This window comes from Cognatishimia sp. MH4019 (assembly GCF_020177595.1).
Taxonomy (GTDB): domain Bacteria; phylum Pseudomonadota; class Alphaproteobacteria; order Rhodobacterales; family Rhodobacteraceae; genus JAHTBL01.
In genome coordinates, this window is the sequence record NZ_JAHTBL010000001.1 from 57,025 (window position 1) to 72,808 (window position 15,784).

The 15,784-nt window shown below is 58.2% G+C and carries 18 protein-coding genes; 9 read left to right on the top strand and 9 right to left on the bottom strand.

The window, feature by feature from the left end:
- Positions 1–11 precede the first annotated feature (11 nt).
- Together KUW67_RS00200 and KUW67_RS00205 are read left to right on the top strand one after the other, a co-directional pair.
- The gene (locus tag KUW67_RS00200; protein WP_224823250.1) at positions 12–299 is read left to right on the top strand and encodes a putative quinol monooxygenase; all 288 of its coding nucleotides are present in this window, start codon (positions 12–14) and stop codon (positions 297–299) included.
- Positions 299–1,093: an N-acyl homoserine lactonase family protein gene (locus KUW67_RS00205; protein WP_224823251.1), complete on the top strand. Its 795-nt coding sequence runs from the start codon at positions 299–301 to the stop codon at positions 1,091–1,093. Before KUW67_RS00200 ends, KUW67_RS00205 begins: the two co-directional genes overlap by 1 nt.
- On the opposite strand, the gene KUW67_RS00210 is transcribed toward KUW67_RS00205, so the two are convergent.
- On the bottom strand, positions 1,090–2,304 hold the full coding sequence (locus tag KUW67_RS00210) for an FAD-binding domain-containing protein (protein WP_224823252.1): 1,215 nt from the start codon (positions 2,302–2,304) through the stop codon (positions 1,090–1,092). The genes KUW67_RS00205 and KUW67_RS00210 overlap by 4 nt on opposite strands.
- Positions 2,305–2,480: 176 nt before the next feature.
- On the opposite strand from KUW67_RS00210, the gene KUW67_RS00215 reads away from it, so the two are divergent.
- The 5 genes from KUW67_RS00215 to KUW67_RS00235 all read left to right on the top strand — a co-directional run bounded on the left by KUW67_RS00215 (position 2,481) and on the right by KUW67_RS00235 (position 5,765).
- On the top strand, positions 2,481–3,110 hold the full coding sequence (locus KUW67_RS00215; protein ID WP_224823253.1) for an ATP-dependent Clp protease proteolytic subunit: 630 nt from the start codon (positions 2,481–2,483) through the stop codon (positions 3,108–3,110).
- A gap of 114 nt (positions 3,111–3,224) precedes the next feature.
- A complete protein-coding gene (clpX, locus tag KUW67_RS00220) occupies positions 3,225–4,490 on the top strand; it encodes an ATP-dependent Clp protease ATP-binding subunit ClpX (protein WP_224823254.1) in 1,266 nt (421 codons plus the stop codon).
- Between the two features lie 64 nt (positions 4,491–4,554).
- On the top strand, positions 4,555–4,938 hold the full coding sequence (locus tag KUW67_RS00225) for an NADH:ubiquinone oxidoreductase subunit NDUFA12 (protein ID WP_224823255.1): 384 nt from the start codon (positions 4,555–4,557) through the stop codon (positions 4,936–4,938).
- A 27-nt stretch (positions 4,939–4,965) separates the two neighbouring features.
- Positions 4,966–5,412: an outer membrane lipid asymmetry maintenance protein MlaD gene (gene mlaD / locus KUW67_RS00230; protein WP_224823256.1), complete on the top strand. Its 447-nt coding sequence runs from the start codon at positions 4,966–4,968 to the stop codon at positions 5,410–5,412.
- Positions 5,409–5,765: a DUF2155 domain-containing protein gene (locus KUW67_RS00235; RefSeq protein WP_224823257.1), complete on the top strand. Its 357-nt coding sequence runs from the start codon at positions 5,409–5,411 to the stop codon at positions 5,763–5,765. The genes mlaD and KUW67_RS00235 overlap by 4 nt, the downstream gene beginning before the upstream one ends.
- Here KUW67_RS00235 and aat read toward each other — a convergent pair.
- The 8 genes from aat to KUW67_RS00275 all read right to left on the bottom strand — a co-directional run bounded on the left by aat (position 5,729) and on the right by KUW67_RS00275 (position 13,773).
- Positions 5,729–6,370: a leucyl/phenylalanyl-tRNA--protein transferase gene (gene aat / locus KUW67_RS00240; RefSeq protein WP_224823258.1), complete on the bottom strand. Its 642-nt coding sequence runs from the start codon at positions 6,368–6,370 to the stop codon at positions 5,729–5,731. The genes KUW67_RS00235 and aat overlap by 37 nt on opposite strands.
- 27 nt (positions 6,371–6,397) lie before the next feature.
- Complete coding sequence (accC, locus tag KUW67_RS00245; RefSeq protein ID WP_224823259.1) at positions 6,398–7,744, bottom strand: acetyl-CoA carboxylase biotin carboxylase subunit; 1,347 nt, start codon at positions 7,742–7,744, stop codon at positions 6,398–6,400.
- A gap of 9 nt (positions 7,745–7,753) precedes the next feature.
- Positions 7,754–8,254, bottom strand: a complete 501-nt coding sequence (gene accB, locus KUW67_RS00250) for an acetyl-CoA carboxylase biotin carboxyl carrier protein (protein WP_224823260.1) — start codon at positions 8,252–8,254, stop codon at positions 7,754–7,756.
- 194 nt (positions 8,255–8,448) lie between these two features.
- Positions 8,449–9,204, bottom strand: a complete 756-nt coding sequence (locus KUW67_RS00255) for an ABC transporter ATP-binding protein (RefSeq protein ID WP_224823261.1) — start codon at positions 9,202–9,204, stop codon at positions 8,449–8,451.
- A 12-nt stretch (positions 9,205–9,216) separates the two neighbouring features.
- Positions 9,217–9,972, bottom strand: a complete 756-nt coding sequence (locus KUW67_RS00260; protein ID WP_224823262.1) for an ABC transporter ATP-binding protein — start codon at positions 9,970–9,972, stop codon at positions 9,217–9,219.
- A gap of 13 nt (positions 9,973–9,985) precedes the next feature.
- Positions 9,986–11,236, bottom strand: a complete 1,251-nt coding sequence (locus KUW67_RS00265) for a branched-chain amino acid ABC transporter permease (protein WP_224823263.1) — start codon at positions 11,234–11,236, stop codon at positions 9,986–9,988.
- A gap of 3 nt (positions 11,237–11,239) precedes the next feature.
- Positions 11,240–12,271 carry a branched-chain amino acid ABC transporter permease gene (locus KUW67_RS00270; protein ID WP_224823264.1) on the bottom strand — a complete coding sequence of 344 codons (1,032 nt, stop codon included), beginning with the start codon at positions 12,269–12,271 and terminating at the stop codon, positions 11,240–11,242.
- A 143-nt stretch (positions 12,272–12,414) separates the two neighbouring features.
- Positions 12,415–13,773 carry a substrate-binding protein gene (locus tag KUW67_RS00275; protein WP_224823265.1) on the bottom strand — a complete coding sequence of 453 codons (1,359 nt, stop codon included), beginning with the start codon at positions 13,771–13,773 and terminating at the stop codon, positions 12,415–12,417.
- A 223-nt stretch (positions 13,774–13,996) separates the two neighbouring features.
- Here KUW67_RS00275 and KUW67_RS00280 point away from each other — a divergent pair, with 223 nt between their 5' ends.
- A complete protein-coding gene (locus KUW67_RS00280; protein WP_224823266.1) occupies positions 13,997–15,304 on the top strand; it encodes a helix-turn-helix transcriptional regulator in 1,308 nt (435 codons plus the stop codon).
- A 108-nt stretch (positions 15,305–15,412) separates the two neighbouring features.
- Positions 15,413–15,784, top strand: a complete 372-nt coding sequence (locus KUW67_RS00285) for a response regulator transcription factor (protein WP_224823267.1) — start codon at positions 15,413–15,415, stop codon at positions 15,782–15,784.

Consider the following 15,784-nt stretch of genomic DNA (forward strand, 5'->3'; position numbering starts at 1 on the left):
GGAGGATGGCGATGTTCGTGATAACCGTGCAGTTTAAGGTCAAGCCCGCGCATCTTGAGGCGTTTTTGCCTTTGATGCAGGCCAATGCCGCACAATCTGTGGCGCAAGAAGAGGGCTGCCATCAGTTTGATGTGTGCCAAGACACAGACGCGCTTGAAACGGTATTTCTCTACGAAGTCTATCAGGATGAGCCCGCGTTTCAGGCGCATCTGGCGTCTGCGCATTTCAGAGCATTTGATGCCGCAACGGCGGATATGATCGCGTCCAAAACCGTTCAGAGCTACGAAAGGTTGTCTTGATGACCGAATGGAGCGTTCACGCCATCAAATACGCGGACCGTAACGCGCGGACGCGGGCGGATAGTTTTGTCTTTGACGACAATCACGACGCACCTCATGCGATGGACTATTTCATCTGGGTACTTCGCTCTGGCGACGACGTCATTTTGATCGATACGGGCTATGACGCGGCAGAAGGGCTGAGCCGAGATCGCCCCATTCGCCGCGATCCGGCCGAGGCCTTGGCACCGCTGGGCCTGAAGCCTGAAGACATCACCACGCTGATCGTGACCCATCTGCATTACGACCATGCGGGTGGGCTTCATCTGTTCCCCAATGCAACGCTGCATCTGCAAGCGGCGGAAATGGCTTTCGCGACAGGGCCGTGCATGTGTCACGACACGCTGCGCATGCCCTACACGGCAGAGCATATTTGCGAGGCGATCAAGCGGCTCTATACCGGGCGGATGGTCTTTCACGAGGGTGACGGGCAGGTCGCCGATGGCGTCACAGTTCACCGGATTGGCGGGCATTCGCAGGGTCTTCAAGCGGTGCGGGTCAAGACGTCCGAAGGATATATGTGCCTGGCGTCTGATGCAGCGCATTATTATGAAAATGCGTTTGCAAACAAACCCTTCCCAATCGTTGTTGATGTGCAGGATATGCTTGAAGGATTTGGCAAGATCGTCGCTTTAGCGTCCAGCCCGAAGCTGATGATACCCGGTCATGATCCGCTTGTCCGCGAGATTTTTCCGCAAGATCAAACGGACTTTATTTACAGGCTCGACAAAGGGCCAACGCGCTGGCCGTTTTAGGCCGCTTTCAGGCCTTTCAATCGACCGACCAATTTCGGGATTTTTTCTTTGAAGCGGAAGAACCCGTGGGTCGCGTGCGGCCAGGCTTCGGTGTCGAAATCACGCAAGGCGCGGATGAGTGTGATCCCTTTGGGCTGCAGACGACGCGCCAGTTCTGACAGGGTCTCTGCGGTAGGTCCCACCGGCGCGTAGGGTGTCACAATCTGAACAATTCCCGCCTTGGCCGCCCAATTCTCTATAGCATCAAGATTGGGCAACAGGCCTTTGCTATCGTTGAAGGATTCCTTGTACCGAACCAGACAATCGTCCATCGCTGCGGCTGTGAAATTCTCTACAACGGGGCTTGTTGCGAGCGGGCTGCGCTTGTCCGTACATAGAAGTGCTGCTGTTGTTGCAGGCTTGAAACTGCTGCCTAGAATGTAGCCGGGGCTCATGTCCTCTTCGGTCAGCAGCAAGCCGGTGGGCGCGGTTCTGTCCCAGCTTTCCGGCATCGGTGGGTTGATCCGATCTGGATGAGGATCACCATCTAACGGTTCCGCAAAGCTGGATAATTCACCTTCTGGGTTAAATCGACCTTCTGTGTAGCGGGCGATATTTGACGGGCGCGCAAGGTAGGTTTTCCCTTTGGTTTGCAATCCCGCAACCCAGCGCCAGCCCAGCGTGTTGGAGGCCGGGTCCCCGTCAATCAGATGGCGCAGGAAGAAATCTGCGCCCAGCTCCCAAGGCAGCCGCAGCGTAAAAATCCAGATGGAGGCGAACCACATCCGCGCATGGTTGTGCAGATAGCCAGTCTCGACCAACTCTTGCGCCCAGTGATTGAACGCCGCGATGTCGGTCTCCCCCCGACACGCCTCCTCCCATGCCGCGCGCAAGCCAGCCTCAGTCTGCACCCGGTTCAATGCGCCCTGGACGCCTGCGCGATAGGATGTCCACACGGATGGCCGCATCTCCAACCAGCCTTTCCAATATGTGCGCCAGTACACCTCCTGCACGAATTTCTCAGCGGTTGAGAGCGCATAGCGCCCCAGCACCGCCTCAAGCACCTCCTGCTCGGTCACCATGCGGTGGCGGATATAGGGCGACAGGCCTGACACATGCGGATGGCCTTCCAGATCGTAGTTCCGCTTGCTCGCATAGGCCGAGGTTTTCGGCACAAATGCTTGCAATCGCTCCAAAGCGGCGGTGCGGGTCGGGGTGAAGGCTGGTTGCATCGGGCTCTCGCTACGCTTACGTCGGTCCTCCGCGATTTAAACCGCGTAAGCGCTGGGTCAAAGGCAAGGCAAAGCTGTCTTATTCTCGGGGTGCCCTTGCAGGCCCCCAAAGGCAGGCCTAAGACTCTGTTAGCTTATCCCAGCTAGAACCCTTTTTGACGTTTGAGGCAGGCACAATGCATGATCCCGTAAACACCTACATGAACCTCGTCCCGATGGTGGTCGAACAGACCAGCCGCGGCGAACGTGCCTACGACATTTTCTCGCGCCTGTTGAAGGAGCGGATTGTCTTCATCAACGGCCCGATCCACGACGGCATGTCCCATCTGATCGTGGCGCAGCTGCTGCACCTTGAGGCGGAGAACCCGACCAAGGAAATCTCGATGTATATCAACAGCCCCGGCGGTGTTGTAACCTCGGGTTTGTCGATCTACGACACGATGCAATATATCAAACCGAAGGTTTCCACGCTGTGTATCGGGCAAGCGGCCTCTATGGGGTCAGTGCTGCTGGCGGGTGGCGAAAAGGGCATGCGTTTCTCGTTGCCCAACAGCCGCATCATGGTCCACCAGCCTTCGGGGGGATATCAGGGCCAAGCCTCTGACATCATGATCCACGCGGCCGAGACGCAGAAGCTGAAGGATCGCCTGTACGACATTTATGTGAAGCATACGGGCCAGACCAAGAAATCCGTGGAAAAGGCGCTGGATCGCGACAATTTTATGTCGCCTGAAGAGGCAAAAGACTGGGGCCATATCGACGAGATCGTCGAGAGCCGCAAAACAGACGACGCTGACGACAAGTAATCTCCACGGATTTTGACGTTGTAGACCGGAAATGGCTGTCCTAAGCTGCCTGCTAAGGACAGCCTATTTTGGCAAATCTGATGACAAATGGGGCCCGGCCCCGAGAGGTATGTGATGTCGAATTCGTCGAGCAGCGACAGCAAAAACACCCTGTATTGCAGCTTTTGTGGCAAAAGCCAGCATGAGGTCCGCAAGCTGATTGCAGGTCCGACAGTGTTCATCTGCGATGAATGTGTTGAGCTGTGCATGGACATCATCCGCGAAGAGACCAAGACCGCCGGCCTGAAAGCCAGCGACGGTGTGCCGACCCCGCTCGAGATTTGCGAAGTGCTTGACGATTATGTGATCGGTCAGGCCCACGCCAAGCGCGTGCTGTCGGTTGCGGTGCATAACCACTACAAACGGCTCAACCATTCCGGGAACTCGTCCGAGATTGAGCTGGCGAAATCCAACATCATGCTGATCGGTCCGACGGGCTGCGGTAAGACGCTGCTGGCCCAGACGCTCGCGCGCATTCTGGACGTGCCGTTTACCATGGCCGATGCGACCACGCTGACCGAGGCTGGCTATGTCGGCGAAGATGTCGAGAATATCATTCTGAAGTTGCTGCAAGCCTCGGAATACAATGTGGAACGCGCGCAGCGCGGCATCGTCTATATTGACGAGGTCGACAAGATCACGCGCAAGTCCGACAACCCCTCGATCACCCGCGATGTGTCGGGCGAGGGCGTGCAGCAGGCCCTGCTGAAGATCATGGAAGGCACCGTCGCCTCCGTTCCGCCGCAAGGCGGGCGTAAGCATCCGCAGCAGGAATTCCTGCAGGTGGACACAACGAATATCCTGTTCATCTGTGGCGGCGCGTTTGCGGGTCTTGAAAAGATCATCGCGCAACGTGGCAAGGGTTCTGCCATGGGCTTTGGTGCCGATGTGCGCAACAATGATGACCGCGGCGTGGGTGAAATGTTCACCGAGCTTGAGCCGGAGGATTTGCTGAAATTCGGTCTGATCCCGGAGTTTGTTGGCCGCTTGCCCGTGATCGCGACCCTGCAAGATCTGGATGAAGATGCGTTGGTCACGATCCTGACCCAACCCAAGAACGCCCTGGTTCGCCAGTACCAGCGTCTGTTTGAATTGGAAGACACCAAGCTGACCTTCACCGAGGATGCGCTTTCCGCCATCGCCAAGCGCGCGATTGAGCGTAAGACCGGCGCGCGGGGCCTGCGCTCTATCCTTGAGGATATCCTGCTGGATACGATGTTCGATCTGCCCGGTATGGACAGCGTCACCGAGGTCGTGGTGAACGAAGAAGCGGTCGGATCGGATGCCCAGCCGTTGATGATCCACGGCGAGGGCGAGAAAGAAAGCGCCAGCGCAAGCTGATCCATCCACTGGACGAATGCGAGTGGATCGGGCATAGCTGAGCCAACGCAAGCCGGAGGCCCCGATGGGTATCTTGAACACACTTCTGCGCGCCGTGACGTGGTGGAATAGCCAGACCCTTGGCACACAGCTTTGGACATGGCGCAAAGGTGTGCGCGTTGGCGAAGATGCTGACGGCAATGTGTTCTACAAAAACAGCGATGACAGCCGCCGCTGGGTGATTTTCAACGGGGAGGCCGAGGCCTCACGCGTGTCGCCCGAATGGCATGGCTGGCTTCACCGCACATGGGACACGCCGCCGACCGAAGCACCTTTGCCGCGCAAAACCTGGGAAAAGCCCCATCAGGAGAACCTGACGGGCACAGCGATGGCTTATGCGCCTGCAGGCTCGATCCGGCGCAAGACGCCGGAAGCGAAATCCGATTACGAGGCGTGGAGCCCGGAATAACAACAGCGATTAAGGCTTGGGTGGGTCATGTCTGAAAACAAAACCGAAGTGATCGTCGGCACTGCCGTTTTGGCCGCCGCCATCGGCTTTCTCGTCTATGCGGGGCAGGCCACCGGCTATAGCAACGACACTGGCGAATATGATCTGATCGCAAGCTTCCGATCGGTTGAGGGGATTTCTGTTGGCACCGATGTGCGAATGGCGGGTGTGACAGTAGGTAGCGTCAAAGCCCTTGATTTGAATGCAGAAACTTTCCGGGCGGACACAACCCTCGCCATTTCGGATAGCATTGTTGTGCCGGATGATACCTCTGTCGCGATTGCATCTGAAGGGTTGCTGGGCGGCAATTTTGTCGAGCTTGTGCCAGGTGGATCGCCCTTCAATCTTGAGCCGGGGGACGAGATTATCGACACCCAAAGCTCGGTCAGCCTGATCTCGCTCCTGCTGAAATTCGTCTCGGGTAGCGGCGAATGAAGGCACTTTGGGCTGCAGCGTTCATCGCATGTGCCGGAATGGCGTCGGCCCAACAGGTCAGCAATGCCCCTGGGGCCACGATCCGTGGTCTTGATAAAGTCACCGGGGCGCTTGTTGATATGACCCTGTCGACCGGAGAGGCCAAGATGGTCGGGCGGTTGCAGGTCTCCCTCGGCCAGTGTCGTTATCCGACGGACAATCCGGCGGGCAACGCCTACGCTTGGCTTGAAATCTACGATGCGGTTGAGCGGCAGATGGTTTTTTCCGGCTGGATGGTCGCGTCGGCCCCGGCGCTGAACCCGCTTGATCATCCGCGCTATGACGTTTGGGTGTTGCGTTGTAGCACCGAATAGCCGTCTGGCACCGCATCCTGCGCATAGAAATCGGCATCCGCTTCTATCGCTGCCTCGAGTTTTTCGCGATAAGCCGCGCGCGATATTTCCTGCGCGCCAAGGCTGACCAGATGCGGCGTGACGAACTGCGTATCGAAAAGCTGAAAGCCGCCCATCCGCAGCCGATCCACCAGATAAGCCAGCGCGATCTTTGAGGCATCGCGCCGTTTACTGAACATGCTTTCCCCGAAAAACGCGGCCCCAATAGTGACGCCATAGACTCCCCCCACCAGTTCAGGGCCGTCCCAAACCTCTTGGCTTTGTGCAAAGCCAGCACGATAAAGCGTGCTGTAAAGCTCTTGAATGGTGGGATTAATCCAGGTTTCATCCCGATCTGCGCAAGCCGAAACCACGCTATCAAACGCTTCGTTCACGGTTAGCAAGTAAGGCTCTTGCCGAATGCGACGGCCCAAAGAGCGCGAGATATGAAAGCCATCCAAAGGCAGAATGCCACGACGCTTTGGGTCAACCCAGAACACCTCTGGATCATCGCGGCCTTCAGACATCGGAAAGATGCCCATCGTATAGGCGCGCAGCATCAATTCCGGTGTTAGAACGGCGTCCATGTCGTCTCCAGGCTGGACGCCCTCAGGCTATTCCAGGTTCGTCTCAAGCCATTTTTCGAGCCAGTGGATATTATAATCCCCGGTTTGCACAGCCTCTTCGGCCAAAAGTGCGTGGAAAAGCGGCACGGTGGTGTCGATCCCGTCGACAATCAGCTCTCCCAACGCGCGGTTCAATCGGGCCAGCGCCTCGGGCCGGTCGCGACCATGCACGATCAGTTTGCCGATCAGACTGTCGTAATAGGGCGGGATCCGGTAGCCGTCATACAGCGCGCTGTCCATGCGGACGCCAAGGCCGCCGGGGGCGTGATAAGCGGTCACCGTGCCGGGGCAGGGCGAGAAATTCGGCAGCTTTTCCGCGTTGATGCGCACTTCGATGGCATGGCCGTTCAGCTCAAGCTCTTCTTGGGTGAAGGACATGGGCAGTCCTTCCGCGACGCGTATCTGCTCGCGCACCAGATCAACGCCGAAAATCGCTTCGGTCACAGGGTGCTCCACCTGCAGGCGCGTGTTCATTTCGATGAAGTAGAACTCGCCATTCTCATAGAGAAACTCGATCGTGCCCGCACCGATATAGTTGATATCGGCGACCGCATCCGCGCAGACCTTACCAATCTTGGCGCGGGTTTCCGCATCAATCGCGGGGCCGGGGGCCTCTTCGAACACCTTCTGGTGGCGCCGTTGGAGCGAGCAATCGCGTTCGCCCAGATGCACTGCATTGCCCTTGCCGTCGCCAAAGACCTGGATCTCGATATGGCGCGGCGTGCCGAGGTATTTCTCGATGTAAACCTCATCATTACCGAACGCCGCCTTACCCTCCGAGCGGGCATTATGGAACGCGTCTGCCAGATCATCGGCAGTTTTGGCCAGCTTCATGCCGCGCCCGCCACCACCTGCGGTGGCTTTGATGATAACCGGGTAGCCGATCTCTTCGGCGACGGTCCGGGCGGTGTCCAGATCAGGAACGCCACCATCCGAGCCGGGAACGCATGGCACTCCCAGTTTTTTCATCGTGTCCTTGGCGGTGATCTTGTCGCCCATGATGCGGATATGCTCGGCCGTGGGGCCGATAAACGTAATGTCGTGATCCTCGACGATCTGCACGAAATTGGCGTTCTCCGAGAGGAACCCGTAGCCGGGATGGATCGCCTGCGCGCCGGTGATTTCACAGGCCGAGATGATCGCTGGGATCGACAGGTAGCTGTCAGTGCCAGCGGGCGGGCCGATGCAGACGCTTTCATCGGCCATGCGCACATGCATCGCATCCGCATCCGCAGTCGAGTGCACGGCAACCGATTGGATGCCCATCTCGCGGGCGGCGCGGATCACCCGCAGCGCAATCTCGCCCCGGTTCGCAATGAGGATTTTGTCAAACATATCCGCGCCTTATTCGATGATGACCAGTGGCGCGCCAAATTCGACAGGGGCGCCGTCTTCGACCAGAATGCGGGTCACCGTGCCGGATTTGGGCGCGGGGATCTGGTTCATCGTTTTCATCGCTTCGATAATCAGCAGCGTCTCGCCTTCTTTGACCTGTTGACCGGTCGAGATGAACGACGGCGCGCCCGGTTCGGCTTGCATATAGACGGTGCCAACCATGGGGGAGGTCACAGCACCTGGGTGGCTGGCAGGATCATCGCCTGCCGGTGCAGCGGCTGCAGCTGGCGCTGACGCGGCCTGAGCGGCAGGTGCCGGGGTCGCAGCAGGCGCAGCCGGAGCGGCAACGTGTTGAACGACTTGCTGGGTCCGTGCCACGCGCACATCCAGAGAGTTGTCCTCACCATATTCGCGGCGCACTTCCAGTTCTGTCAGATCATTTGCGCGCAACAGTTCTGCCAGCGCCTGAATGAACTCTACGTCGCCGTCATGGGATTTTGTCTTTGTCATTTTGTGTTTTGCCCTCGTGGTCCCCAACAGGCCTTTGGCCCTGATTTCGGACAGGTATAGTGCAAGGTTGACGTAGTGAAAAGCGCCATGCCTTGTCAATATGTGGGGGAGGGATTGGGAATTGCGAGGGGAAAGACCCGTATGGCTTCCCCGGCATTCGCGAGGCCCCCGGGGCAAGCCCGGGGCGCGCTGATTTAGATGGCTAGGTATTCGGCCCGCAGTTCGGCGTTTTCAAGCACTTCGGCAGCAGCGCCATCAAACACGATGCCGCCAGTGTCGAGGATCACGGCCCGGTCGGCCAACTCCAAAGCCCGGATCGCGTTCTGCTCGACGATCACCGTTGTCATGCCCTGTTCCTTGATGTGAATAAGCGTCTTTTCGATCTCGTCCACGATCACAGGGGCCAGACCCTCGTAAGGTTCATCCAGCAAGAGCACCTTGATATCACGGGCCAGTGCACGAGCAATCGACAGCATCTGCTGCTCGCCGCCCGACAAGGTCGTGCCTTCCTGGTTCTTACGCTCGCCAAGTCGCGGGAAAAGGTCATAGAGACGCTCAATCGACCAGCCAATGGGCGGGGCGATCTGTGCCAGCTTGAGGTTCTCTTCAACCGTCAAGCCCGCGATGATCCGGCGATCCTCTGGAACAAGGCCAAGGCCCACACCGGCGGCTTCATGGCTGGCCATGTTATGCAGCGGCTTGTGATCGAGCCAGATTTCCCCATGGGTGACCTGCGGATCGCCAAGCCGTGCAATCGACCGCAAGGTCGAGGTCTTGCCAGCCCCGTTACGGCCCAGAAGGGCAAGGATTTCGCCTTCATGGACATTAAAGCTGATGCCCTGCACGATGTAGCTTTCGCCGTAATAGGCGTGCATGTCCCAGACCGACAGAAAAGCCGGAGCAGTGGTCGCCATATTGGCGTTCTTCGAGAAGTCGGGTTTGACGTTCATCTGATATGCTCCTTACGCGCTTTCACCAAGATACGCTTCGCGCACTTTGGGATGGCCTTTGATGTTCTCGGGGCTGTCCTCAACCAGCGGTGTGCCTTGGGCCAGCACCGTGATCCGTTCGGCCAAGGAAAACACAACGTGCATGTCATGCTCGATGATGGCGATGGTAATATCGCGCTTTTCCTTGATCTCTTTGAGCAGGTCGATCGTGTTGTTCGTGTCGGCCCGCGCCATGCCCGCTGTGGGCTCATCCAGCAGCAGCAGGCGCGGCTCTTGCGCCAGACACATCGCGATCTCAAGGCGGCGTTTGTCGCCGCGCGACATAGCGGCGGCGTGCATGTCCCGCTTCTCATAGAGGTTCATATCCTCAAGCATCGTCTTCGCCTTTTCGATGACGTCCAGCTGGTGACGCACTGCGCCAAAGCCGTTCATCTCGAACGAGCCATCGCGTTTGGCAAAGCACGGGATCATCATGTTCTCCATGACGCTGAGATCGGCAAAAATCTCAGGGGTCTGGAACACGCGGCTGATGCCCATCTGATTGATTTCATGCGGGCTGCGGCCCAGCACGGACTGCCCATCAAACATCACAGATCCGGTATCAGGGATCAGCTTACCCACAAGGCAGTTCAGCAGCGTCGACTTGCCCGCCCCATTCGGCCCGATGATCGCGTGCACGGTGTTTTCGGCAACGCTCAGGTTCACATCGGACAACGCCTGCAACCCGCCAAAGCGCTTGCCGACATTTTTGACTTCAAGAATTCCCATCTGTCAGCACTCCTTATTCAGCGGGTTTCACATCGGCGTCGGCATCGGACTTCTTGTCCTTTGCCTTACGCCCACGCAGGGCAGCCATGATGCGCTGTCCGCCTTCCACAAGCCCACCGGGCAGGAAGATCACGACAGCCATGAACATCAGACCCAGCGTCAGGTGCCAGCCTTTACCGATAAACGGATAGATCAGCGTCACGACCAGATCCTCAAGCCCGTCGGGCATCCATGCGAACCACTGGTGCAGGATTTCCGAATTGATCTTGGACAGGATGTTTTCCATGTACTTAATCAGACCTGCGCCCAGAACCGGCCCGATCAGCGTGCCGACACCACCAAGGATGGTCATCAGAACCACCTCGCCCGAGGCCGTCCAGAACATCCGCTCAGGACCGGCCAACGGGTCCATCGCGACCATCAGACCACCGGCAAGGCCTGCATACATGCCCGACACCACAAAGGCGGCCAGCATGTAAGGCTTGGGGTTCAGGCCGGTATAATTCAGCCGTTGCTGGTTCGATTTGATCGCCCGCAGCATCATCCCGAAAGGCGAGCGGAAAATACGGATCGAGATATAAAAAGCGATCAGCATCACGAAGGCGCTGAAGTAATAGCCTGCCGAGAAGGTGAAAACCCAGTCACCCACATTCATCTCGGTCGCGCTGCGCATCTCGATGCCAAAGAAGTTTGGCACAGGCGTGTTGCCATCAGCGCCGGCCTTCGCACCCAGAATACGCGGGTCTTGAACCGAAAGCTGAAGACCTGTCTCACCACCGGTTAGGCCTTTCTGCATCAGGCCTTGCTTGTCAGGGCCGTCCATATCGGTGGCCAGCACCGAATAGGCCAGCGCATAGGACATCATCGCAAAGGCCAGCGTCAGGATCGAAAAGTAAATGCCGGAGCGCCTTAGGCTGATATACCCGATCAGCACTGCAAAGAGACCGGACAGAACAACCGACAGCAGCAGGGCAGGGACCACGTTCATCCCAAAGAGCTTGAACATCCACATTGCGGCGTAAGACCCGACACCCAGGAAAGCGGCGTGTCCGAAGCTGAGATAGCCGGTCAGGCCGAACAGGATGTTAAAGCCAATCGCGAAGATACCGAAGATCACAAAGCGCTGCATCAGGTCGGGATAGCCCGCATTGAACTGCGCCATCTCTGATCCCTCGGGGAAGGGGTTCAGCAAGAAAGGTGCCAGCATCGTCAGACCGATCACGATCAGGAAGAGGCGCGTGTCTTTTTTCTCAAGTCCAAGCATCGCTTAGTCCTCCATCACGCCTTTGCGGCCCATCAGGCCACGCGGACGTGTCAGCAAAATGATGATGGCGACCAGATAGATGATGATCTGGTTGATGCCGGGAAGCAGGTCGACGACCTGGCGCATGGACGCAAAGCTCTCCAGGATGCCCAGCAGGAAGCCCGCCAGCACAGCGCCCGGAAGCGATCCCATACCGCCGACAACGACCACGACGAAACTCAGGACCAGAAAGTCCATGCCCATATGGTAGTTCGGACTGTTGATGGGCGTGTACATCACGCCTGCCAATCCCGCGACGCAGGCCGCGATTGCAAACATGATGGTGAAGCGCTTGTCGATATTGATGCCCAGCAGGCCCACGGTCTCGCGGTCTGCCATCCCGGCGCGGACGACCATCCCGAAGGTGGTGAATTGCAGGAAGGCAAAGACACCGGCAATGATGATCATGGCAAAGAAGAAATAGACCAGACGCCAGTAAGGATAGATGATCGTTCCCGGCTCAAACCCGAGCATCGTGCCGAAGTCAAAGCTGCCCGTGAAGGCGGGCGGGGCAGGCGTCGGGATCGGGTTTGCACCGTAGAAATACTTGATGATCTCCTGCAACACGATGGCCAGACCGAAGGTCACAAGGATCTGGTCTGCATGGGGGCGCTTGTAGAAATGCTTGATCAGACCGCGCTCCATGATGAAGCCCACGGCGATCATGATCGGGATCGAAAAGAGGATCGCCAGCGGCACGGACCACTCGATGATCGAGGCCCCGACTTCGGGGCCAAACCAGTCATAGATGTAAGGCACTTCCACGCGCAGCGGATTGCCCAAAAAATCTGTCTGCGTTTCGTCGACAATCTCATGGCTCAGCGACAGGATGTTATTCAGGGTGACCGCGCAGAACGCGCCCAGCATGAACAGCGCACCATGGGCGAAGTTGACCACGCCCAGCGTGCCGAAAATCAGCGTCAGACCAAGGGCGATCAACGCATATGCGGATCCCTTGTCCAAGCCGTTGAGAATTTGCAGGAGGATGGCGTCCATGGATGTCACCTTTGTTCAATGATAGAGCCAACTGGCGAGGCTGGGTCGTGTGGGTCAGTCGAAAATTGCGGCTGACTTTGGGTGCTGCTCTTTGAAAAAACCTGCGCGAGTTGCCCCGCGCAGGCTCTGTTCACTCGTTACGCTTACGCGCCGGGGTTACAGGCACCCAGCTGACCGCCTGCAAACTGCGGGTGGTCGGGCGCATAGGTGACCTGAGCGGCCGGCGTGACTTCCACGATCTCCAGAAGATCGAACTCGGAGGTCGGGTTCTCTTTCCCTTTCACGACCAGTACGTCTTTGAAGCACTGGTGATCTTCGGCGCGATACAGCGTCGGGCCATTGCCCAGACCGTCGAACTCGAATCCTTCAAGGGCTTCGACAACCGCACAAGGGTTGAACGACCCCGACCGCTCGACAGCGTCTGCATAAAGCATCGTCTGCACGTAGCATGTGTGCGCGGCCTGCGACGGCGGGAAGCCGTATTTGGTGCCGAAGGACTGAACGAACGCTTTTGAGCCTTCGTCCTGCAGCGACCAGTGCCAGTTGGTGGAGCCGAAGATGCCTTTCACGTTGGCACCGGCACCCTTGGCCATCAAACGGCTGTAGAGCGGCACGATGATCTCGAAGTTCTTGCCGTTCACGACGCGATCCCGCAGGCCGAACTGAACAGCGTTCGTCAGCGAGTTGACCATGTTGCCGCCATAGTGGTTCAGAACCAGCACGTCTGCATCAGACTGTAGAACCGGCGTGATGTACGACGAAAAGTCGGTCTGTGTCAGCGGTGTCAGCACCTGACCAACAGTTTCCCAACCCATCGCTTCTGTCGACGAGCGCACGGCCTCTTCGGTCGTGTAGCCCCAGTTGTAGTCAGCGGTCAGGTGATAGGCCTTGCGGTCCGTGCCGTAGTTGTTGGCAAGGATCGGGGCAAGGGCTGCACCGGACATGTAGCTGTTGAAGAAATGGCGGAAGCCGTTGCGACGACGGTCTTTACCGGTCGTGTCGTTCGAGTGGGTCAGACCCGCCATGAAGATCACGCCAGCCTCTTGGCAGAGCGCCTGCACGGCCACAGCCACACCCGAGGACGAGCCACCGGTGATCATGATTGCGCCGTCTTTTTCGATCATCGACTTGGCAGATGCACGCGCCGCGTCAGACTTGGTCTGCGTGTCGCCCGTCACATACTCGACCTTCTTGCCGAGGATGCCGTTGCCTTGCAGCGCTTGACTGCTGAAGGTCGACATCATGCCACCATCGCCTTCACCGTTCAGGTGCTCGACTGCAAGCTCATAGGCGCGCAGTTCGTCTGCGCCCTCGTCAGCATAGGGGCCGGTTTGCGGTACGTTGAAGCCCAGCGTGACCGATCCGCCTTCCGGCGCATTGGTGAAGCCTGTGCCAGCTTGTGCCCAGGCTTGGCCGTCAAAAATGGTGGGAACCGCAAGGCCCGCACCGGCAACCGCACCTGTCTTGAGCACGCCGCGGCGTGTCACATTCGTCTTGGACATAGAAATCCTCCCGATTTTTTTGAATGCCCGTCATGCCTCCTCCAGCGCGCGGGCGATGCTTTTTACAGCGTATCGGCAGTATCAGGCCGAAATAGAAAATCTCGCAACAAATACATCATTTTATTGAATTTTTTTGTGAAGAAATACACAATGCTTTGGTATACAGTGTAAACGATTTTTCTCGCAGGTGCAGAAAGCCTCTGAAAAGGTAAGGAAAAACCCAATGCCGCGCAACGCACTTACCGGCAGCCGCATTCGCGACAGACGCACCGCTAAAGGTCTGAAACAAGCCGATCTGGCGCGCCAAGTGGGGATTTCTCCGAGCTATCTGAATTTGATCGAGCATAACCGTCGCAGAATCGGCGGTAAATTGCTGATTGATTTGTCGCGCGTCCTTGAGGTCGAAGCCACCCAATTGACCGAAGGGGCCGAGGCCGCCTTGCTGACCCGGATGCGGCAGGCCGCGGCGGATACAGCCAAAACCGGCGCCGAGGAAGATCGCGCCGACGAGTTTGCGGGCCGCTTTCCTGGCTGGGCCGGTCTGGTTGCCGCACAGCACGACCGCATCGCGCAATTGGAGCGGACAGTGGAAACCCTGACCGACCGGCTCACTCATGATCCGTTCTTGTCGACGTCGCTTTACGATGTCGTCTCATCCGTGACCTCGATCCGTTCAACCTCGTCCATTCTTGCGGGCGAGGAAGATCTCGACGACGAATGGCAATCCCGGTTTCTGCAAAACCTCGACAATGACAGCCGCCGGTTGGCTGAAAGCAGTCAGGCGCTTGTGGCCTATCTCGATGGGGTGGGCGACGCGCAAGGTGGCGCCACCTCGCCGCAAGAAGAGCTGGAGGGCTATCTGCTGCGCAACGGCTATCATTTGCCCACGCTTGAAGATGGCAGTGCCACACCGCAAGATCTGGTGGCGGATGCGGCCCTCGCTTCCGAGCCCGCGCAGATCCTCGCACTGGCCTATTTCACGCGGTATGAAGCCGATGCCTTGCAGCTTCCCCTCGAAGGGTTTTTGGAACGGTTCGGCACAACACCTGACCCTGCAGCCCTGGCTCAAAGCTACCGCACGGATATCGCAACCATCTTGCGCCGCATCGCGACGATGCCCGACGAGGGTGCCGAGCAGCGGATCGGTCTGGTGACATGCGACGCCTCTGGCACGCTCACATTCCGCAAGGAAAGTCCCGGCTTCTCGATCCCCAAATTCGGCGCGGCCTGTCCACTTTGGCCACTTTATCAGGCGCTGATCCGACCGCATACACCGGTTGAGGCGGTGGTAGAGCAGGCCAGCCGTACCGCGCCCCTCTTTCGGTGCTACGCGATTGCGCAACCGCTGCGGCCTGCCAGCTTTCACGGGCCCGATGTGATCGAAGCCACGATGCTGATCATCCCGCTGGAAGGTGCGCATGAACTGGCCGCAGGCGCGAAAGCGCAACCGATTGGCTCCAGCTGCCGCATCTGCCCGCGCGAAGCCTGCATCGCCCGGCGCGAGCCCTCCATTCTGGCCGATGGATTTTAACGCGCCCACCTTCGCGCGCCGCGCCTTGTTCCAAAGTTTTGACTTGGCACGACCGGCGCGCCATAAAAGTCCTAACAACAATAAGAACATCATGGGAGGAACGGCAGAATGGGCAAACATGTCCTTCTGATCGAAGATGAACCGAACATCATCGAAGCGATACGGTTTATCCTGTCGCGCGACGGCTGGTCCGTGGATACCCATTCCGATGGGGCCAACGCGGTTGAGCGCGTGCAATCCATGCGCCCCGATCTCATCATCCTCGACGTGATGCTGCCCAACAAATCGGGCTATGACATCCTGCGCGATCTGCGCGACGATCCGATGACGGCCAAGCTGCCCGTCTTGATGCTGACCGCGCGCGGCCAGACCAAGGACCGCGAGCTGGCCGAACGGCTGGGCGTGAACGAGTTCATCACCAAGCCCTTCTCCAACAGTGATATTCTGGCCAGCGTGCGCGCACTGGCCGGGGCAGGCTAG

Bases quoted from the DNA above. Each gene is read 5' to 3' on its own strand.
- accC (WP_224823259.1), bottom strand. From the start codon at position 7,744: ATGTTTGACAAAATCCTCATTGCGAACCGGGGCGAGATTGCGCTGCGG.
- KUW67_RS00265 (WP_224823263.1), bottom strand. From the start codon at position 11,236: ATGCTTGGACTTGAGAAAAAAGACACGCGCCTCTTCCTGATCGTGATC.
- accB (WP_224823260.1), bottom strand. From the start codon at position 8,254: ATGACAAAGACAAAATCCCATGACGGCGACGTAGAGTTCATTCAGGCG.
- aat (WP_224823258.1), bottom strand. From the start codon at position 6,370: ATGGACGCCGTTCTAACACCGGAATTGATGCTGCGCGCCTATACGATG.
- KUW67_RS00255 (WP_224823261.1), bottom strand. From the start codon at position 9,204: ATGAACGTCAAACCCGACTTCTCGAAGAACGCCAATATGGCGACCACT.
- KUW67_RS00235 (WP_224823257.1), top strand. From the start codon at position 5,409: ATGAAGGCACTTTGGGCTGCAGCGTTCATCGCATGTGCCGGAATGGCG.
- KUW67_RS00225 (WP_224823255.1), top strand. From the start codon at position 4,555: ATGGGTATCTTGAACACACTTCTGCGCGCCGTGACGTGGTGGAATAGC.
- KUW67_RS00215 (WP_224823253.1), top strand. From the start codon at position 2,481: ATGCATGATCCCGTAAACACCTACATGAACCTCGTCCCGATGGTGGTC.
- KUW67_RS00285 (WP_224823267.1), top strand. From the start codon at position 15,413: ATGGGCAAACATGTCCTTCTGATCGAAGATGAACCGAACATCATCGAA.
- KUW67_RS00260 (WP_224823262.1), bottom strand. From the start codon at position 9,972: ATGGGAATTCTTGAAGTCAAAAATGTCGGCAAGCGCTTTGGCGGGTTG.
- mlaD (WP_224823256.1), top strand. From the start codon at position 4,966: ATGTCTGAAAACAAAACCGAAGTGATCGTCGGCACTGCCGTTTTGGCC.
- KUW67_RS00200 (WP_224823250.1), top strand. From the start codon at position 12: ATGTTCGTGATAACCGTGCAGTTTAAGGTCAAGCCCGCGCATCTTGAG.
- KUW67_RS00270 (WP_224823264.1), bottom strand. From the start codon at position 12,271: ATGGACGCCATCCTCCTGCAAATTCTCAACGGCTTGGACAAGGGATCC.
- KUW67_RS00210 (WP_224823252.1), bottom strand. From the start codon at position 2,304: ATGCAACCAGCCTTCACCCCGACCCGCACCGCCGCTTTGGAGCGATTG.
- clpX (WP_224823254.1), top strand. From the start codon at position 3,225: ATGTCGAATTCGTCGAGCAGCGACAGCAAAAACACCCTGTATTGCAGC.
- KUW67_RS00275 (WP_224823265.1), bottom strand. From the start codon at position 13,773: ATGTCCAAGACGAATGTGACACGCCGCGGCGTGCTCAAGACAGGTGCG.
- KUW67_RS00280 (WP_224823266.1), top strand. From the start codon at position 13,997: ATGCCGCGCAACGCACTTACCGGCAGCCGCATTCGCGACAGACGCACC.
- KUW67_RS00205 (WP_224823251.1), top strand. From the start codon at position 299: ATGACCGAATGGAGCGTTCACGCCATCAAATACGCGGACCGTAACGCG.